General features: G+C 37.6%; 5 protein-coding genes. All 5 read left to right on the forward strand.

Going from position 1 to position 1,791, the window contains the following annotated elements:
• Positions 1 to 90 precede the first annotated feature (90 nt).
• A complete protein-coding gene (locus tag ABWO04_RS11630; RefSeq protein ID WP_353079853.1) occupies positions 91 to 294 on the forward strand; it encodes a hypothetical protein in 204 nt (67 codons plus the stop codon).
• Between the two features lie 105 nt (positions 295 to 399).
• Positions 400 to 636, forward strand: coding sequence for a hypothetical protein (locus tag ABWO04_RS11635; RefSeq protein ID WP_353079854.1), 237 nt, complete (start codon positions 400 to 402; stop codon positions 634 to 636).
• Position 637: 1 nt separating this feature from the next.
• Positions 638 to 925: a hypothetical protein gene (locus ABWO04_RS11640; protein ID WP_353079855.1), complete on the forward strand. Its 288-nt coding sequence runs from the start codon at positions 638 to 640 to the stop codon at positions 923 to 925.
• A gap of 2 nt (positions 926 to 927) precedes the next feature.
• Positions 928 to 1,287, forward strand: a complete 360-nt coding sequence (locus tag ABWO04_RS11645) for a hypothetical protein (RefSeq protein WP_353079856.1) — start codon at positions 928 to 930, stop codon at positions 1,285 to 1,287.
• A gap of 4 nt (positions 1,288 to 1,291) precedes the next feature.
• Positions 1,292 to 1,756: a D-Ala-D-Ala carboxypeptidase family metallohydrolase gene (locus ABWO04_RS11650; protein WP_353079857.1), complete on the forward strand. Its 465-nt coding sequence runs from the start codon at positions 1,292 to 1,294 to the stop codon at positions 1,754 to 1,756.
• The last annotated feature ends 35 nt before the right edge of the window (positions 1,757 to 1,791 follow it).

A 1,791-nucleotide genomic window follows, 5' to 3' on the forward strand; every position in this document is an offset into this window, starting at 1 on the left:
GTAAACCATTACCGACAATTTAGAGGGCTAGAAATAGCCTTTTTTTATTTGCTTTAAAATGCCTTATTTTTGGTAAACGATTAGGATAAAATGAATATACTACAAAAGGACGAAATAGGCGTGCCATCCACGTTAATAGCAATTTTTGCAAATGTGTTCCAGGCCATTGGCTTAGACTTTATTAACGTCGTCTTTACAATGGTTATTTCGGTGCTTTCAATCGTTTACCTGATTTACAAAATCAAAAACGAAAAGGCAATTTTCGACAAGCGCAAAGATGAAAAAGGGGAGTAGTTCAAATTTAAAGCCTACATCGTTTGGCAAGCGTAGAAACGGCAAAGCAAAAAAGGCATATTCAAAGAGTCAACAGAAACCAAAAACATACAGAGGGCAAGGAAGATGAAACGTTTTTTTAGTTGGTCAAAAGGATTTCTTAGCGAAAACGGCGAAGCATCCAGCAAAAGATTTGTTGGCGTATTCAGCGCGATTGCTTTGTGCTGGACTTTGTACGCTAATCACGACGCAGTAAATGAGCCGTCCGAGGCTTTGGTTTATTCTGTTGCTGCTTTATCAGCGGCGGCGTTGGGGATCAGCGCAGCGGAAAAGATATTTAACAAAGAAAAAAACCACGAATAAAATGAGCGAGAAAACTGAAATTAAGGCAAGTCCATTGCCAATAAGTTTTGCAGAATTTGCAAAGGAGCCAGTAAAAGGCTTGTTGTTTCTTGTAATTATTGCAATCGGTTATTTGTACATCGACGGCAAAATTAATTACACTAGCCAAATCGAAAAGCAAGGCGAAAAAATCGATGCTTTAGAATTAAAAATAGACGCTGCAACACTAAATTTAAAGCGTTCAGATAGTCTACTTTCGGCATCTTTAGCAAAGTTGACTACTTTACAAGAACTTGGTAAAATCAAATGAGGATGAAATATTTAAGTATTTTGTCCTTTTTTCTTTTACTTTCTTGCGGTAAAAAAGAAGATGCAATCCAAGAACAAATAACAGACAGTTTATTTGTAAAAAGCGATAGCCTATTTAAACAGGCGATTGTTACGCTGCCAAAGTCCGATAAGCAGTTTACAAAAATGGTTGAAAAGGTCGACAAGAAAATTGAGACTTTAAAGACCGAGGTTGTAATTGCTAAGAAAGCGGTTGAATTAGCAAAGGCTGAAAAGACAATTATATACATTCGAGATACTGTATTTATAAAAGAGGAAAAAAATTTCTGGGGCAAGAAAAAAGTAACCATTGACTCGACAAGTATTGACTCACTAAAAAACTAACTAAATGAAAATTTCAACTCATTTAAATTTAGCAGAAGTTACACGAAGCGACGCGGCCAAAAGGCACGGGATTGACAACACGCCAACGGCCGAGCATTTAGAAAATTTTAAACTACTTGCTGAGAAAGTTTTTGAGCCGATTAGGTTACACTTTAAAACGCCAATATTTATTTCCTCCGGTTACCGATCTCAGGCGTTAAACGCTTTTATAAAAGGTAGCGCAACCTCTCAGCATTGCAAAGGCCAAGCCATTGACATCGATATGGACGGCAGTAATGCGGGAGTTACCAATAAAATGGTTTTTGACTTTATCAAAGACCGGTTGGAATTCGACCAACTTATCTGGGAATTTGGAACAGATACGAATCCAGACTGGGTTCACGTTTCTTACTCCAAAACTGGCAACAGAAAGCAAAAGTTAAAGGCAGTTCGCTCTGGGGGTAAAACCTCTTACATAAACATTCCCTAAATGGAATTAACTAAAATTGCGCGCAATGTGCATAC

This window comes from Flavobacterium sp. (assembly GCF_040382755.1).
GTDB lineage: Bacteria > Bacteroidota > Bacteroidia > Flavobacteriales > Flavobacteriaceae > Flavobacterium.

Bases quoted from the DNA above. Each gene is read 5' to 3' on its own strand.
- ABWO04_RS11630 (WP_353079853.1), top strand. From the start codon at position 91: ATGAATATACTACAAAAGGACGAAATAGGCGTGCCATCCACGTTAATA.
- ABWO04_RS11635 (WP_353079854.1), top strand. From the start codon at position 400: ATGAAACGTTTTTTTAGTTGGTCAAAAGGATTTCTTAGCGAAAACGGC.
- ABWO04_RS11640 (WP_353079855.1), top strand. From the start codon at position 638: ATGAGCGAGAAAACTGAAATTAAGGCAAGTCCATTGCCAATAAGTTTT.
- ABWO04_RS11645 (WP_353079856.1), top strand. From the start codon at position 928: ATGAAATATTTAAGTATTTTGTCCTTTTTTCTTTTACTTTCTTGCGGT.
- ABWO04_RS11650 (WP_353079857.1), top strand. From the start codon at position 1,292: ATGAAAATTTCAACTCATTTAAATTTAGCAGAAGTTACACGAAGCGAC.